Raw genomic sequence first — 3,086 nt, 5'->3', positions numbered from 1 at the left:
CCTTCAGGTTATGAGCCTGACGAGCTACCGGGCTGCTCTACCCCGCGCCAATTGCATCGCGGATCTTTGCGGTGCGGTATTTCATCGTGTCAGAGAGATGATCGCTTCTTTTCAGGTCTGGCGGTGACCTACTCTCCCACGTCTTGAGACGCAGTACCATTGGCGCAACGGCACTTAACGGCCGAGTTCGGGATGGGATCGGGTGTTTTGCTCGTGCTAAAGCCACCAGACCAGAAAAGAAGCGATATCGGCGTTCCCTTTCGGGAGTATTGTCCAAGGATGCTTTTGGAAGAAGGTCTGCCTTCTTCCGGATCAAATCAAGCCAATCGAGCCATTAGTACCGGTCAACTGAACGCATTGCTGCGCTTACATCTCCGGCCTATCGACGTGGTGGTCTTCCACGGCTCTCAAGGGATACCTTGTTTTGAGGGGGGCTTCACGCTTAGATGCCTTCAGCGTTTATCCTGTCCGTTCATAGCTACCCAGCACTGCCGTTGGCACGACAACTGGTCCACCAGTGGAACGTTCACCCCGGTCCTCTCGTACTAGGGGCAACTCCTCTCAAGTATCCTACACCCACGGCAGATAGGGACCGAACTGTCTCACGACGTTCTAAACCCAGCTCACGTACCTCTTTAAATGGCGAACAGCCATACCCTTGGGACCTGCTCCAGCCCCAGGATGAGATGAGCCGACATCGAGGTGCCAAACGATGCCGTCGATATGGACTCTTGGGCATCATCAGCCTGTTATCCCCAGCGTACCTTTTATCCGTTGAGCGATGGCCCTTCCACTCGGGACCACCGGATCACTATGGCCGACTTTCGTCTCTGCTCGACTTGTCAGTCTCGCAGTCAGGCTGGCTTCTGCCATTGCACTCAACGAGCGATTTCCGACCGCTCTGAGCCAACCTTCGCGCGCCTCCGTTACTTTTTGGGAGGCGACCGCCCCAGTCAAACTACCCACCACGCAGGGTCCCGGACCCGGATAACGGGCCGCGGTTAGACATCAAGAGTGCGAAGGGTGGTATCTCAAGGATGGCTCCACCGGAACTGGCGTCCCGGTTTCAATGCCTACCACCTATCCTGCACATCACAATCCTGATGCCAGTGCGAAGCTATAGTAAAGGTGCATGGGGTCTTTCCGTCTAACCGCGGGAAGTCTGCATCTTCACAGACAATTCAATTTCGCTGAGTCCACATTTGAGACAGCGGGGAAGTCGTTACGCCATTCGTGCAGGTCGGAACTTACCCGACAAGGAATTTCGCTACCTTAGGACCGTTATAGTTACGGCCGCCGTTTACCGGGGCTTCAATTCAATGCTTGCACATCTCCTTTTAACCTTCCGGCACCGGGCAGGCGTCAGACCCTATACGTCGCCTTACGGCTTCGCAGAGCCCTGTGTTTTTAGTAAACAGTCGCCACCCCCTGGTTTGTGCCCCCCGCCCATACTTGCGTACAAACGGGGCCTCCTTCTCGCGAACTTACGGAGGTATTTTGCCGAGTTCCTTAAATGTGGTTCTCTCAAGCGCCTTGGTATTCTCTACCAGTCCACCTGTGTCGGTTTAGGGTACGGTCTCATGGAGGGCTATTTCCAGGAACCACTCACCAGCAAGATCAATCCGATAAGACCTCACTAGCTCTGTGATCCGTCACCATCTCCTGGCCCAGGAATATTAACCTGGTTCCCATCGACTACGCCTTTCGGCCTCGCCTTAGGGGCCGGCTTACCCTGCTCAGATTAGCTTTAAGCAGGAACCCTTGGACTTTCGGCGACAGGGTCTCTCACCCTGTTTGTCGCTACTCATGTCAACATTCTCGCTTCTGATCACTCCACCGGATGCCTTACAGCCCGGCTTCACAGTCAGAACAATGCCTCCAATGTATCGTTGTCCGTCATCCTTACGGGTGACTATGGACGTGGATACTAAGGAGGCAGCGTTCTATATCACAGAACGCTCCGCTACCGCGTGCATAAATGCACACCCAAAGCTTCGGCTCGTGGCTTGAGCCCCGTTACATCTTCGCCGCAAGACCTCTTGATTAGACCAGTGAGCTGTTACGCTATCTTTAAAGGATGGCTGCTTCTAAGCCAACCTCCTGGTTGTTTTGGAAGTCTCACATGCTTTCCCACTTAGCCACGAATTGGGGGCCTTAGCTGTTGGTCAGGGTTGTTTCCCTCTCCACGACGGACGTTAGCACCCGCCGTGTGTCTCCCGGATAGTCCTTCCTGGTATTCGGAGTTTACTTAGACTCAGTAAGGCTGTGGGCCCCCATCATCCATGTAGTGCTCTACCCCCAGGAGGATACGTCCGAGGCGCTACCTAAATAGCTTTCGCGGAGAACCAGCTATCTCCAGATTTGATTGGCCTTTCACCCCTAGGCACAAGTCATCCCGACCTTTTTCAACAGGTGTGGGTTCGGACCTCCAGTTGGTGTTACCCAACCTTCATCCTGCTCATGCCTAGATCATCTGGTTTCGGGTCTGATCCATCTAACTAAGTCGCCCATTTAAGACTCGCTTTCGCTGCGCCTACACCTACCGGCTTAAGCTTGCTAGATAGACCAAGTCGTTGACCCATTATACAAAAGGTACGCCGTCACCTCTCAAGGAGGCTCCGACTGCTTGTAGGCGTCCGGTTTCAGAAACTGTTTCACTCCCCTCGTCGGGGTGCTTTTCACCTTTCCCTCACGGTACTGGTTCGCTATCGGTCAGTAAGGAGTACTTAGCCTTCGAGGGTGGTCCCCCGATCTTCAGACAGGATTTCACGTGTCCCGCCCTACTTAATACGTCCGATCAAACTTCCCATACGGGGCTGTCACCCACTATGGCTGTGCTTTCCAACACATTCTGGTCATTCTCACGGCTCGGCTGGTCCCCGTTCGCTCGCCACTACTAGGGGAGTATCTGTTGATTTCCTTTCCTCCGGGTACTTAGATGTTTCAGTTCCCCGGGTTCGCTTCTTAAACCCTATGTATTCAGGTAAAAGATACCTGGTTAACCCGATTATTGACTACCATAAGGTAACAATAACCAAGTTTCAGGTGGGTTTCCCCATTCGGAAATTCATGGATCAAAGCTTATT

The 3,086-nt window shown here is 53.4% G+C and carries 2 rRNA genes (1 of these 2 cut by a window edge); both read right to left on the bottom strand.

Going from position 1 to position 3,086, the window contains the following annotated elements:
• Positions 1 to 115 precede the first annotated feature (115 nt).
• Positions 116 to 230, bottom strand: a 5S ribosomal RNA gene (gene rrf / locus DFP89_RS19595).
• An 83-nt stretch (positions 231 to 313) separates the two neighbouring features.
• Positions 314 to 3,086, bottom strand: a 23S ribosomal RNA gene (locus DFP89_RS19590) (it continues 91 nt past the right edge of the window).

Source organism: Paracoccus lutimaris (assembly GCF_003337565.1).
In the GTDB taxonomy this organism is placed as follows: domain Bacteria; phylum Pseudomonadota; class Alphaproteobacteria; order Rhodobacterales; family Rhodobacteraceae; genus Paracoccus; species Paracoccus lutimaris.
The sequence above is the reverse complement of the archived record's forward strand: the minus strand, read 5'-3'. Positions and strand labels throughout refer to the sequence as shown.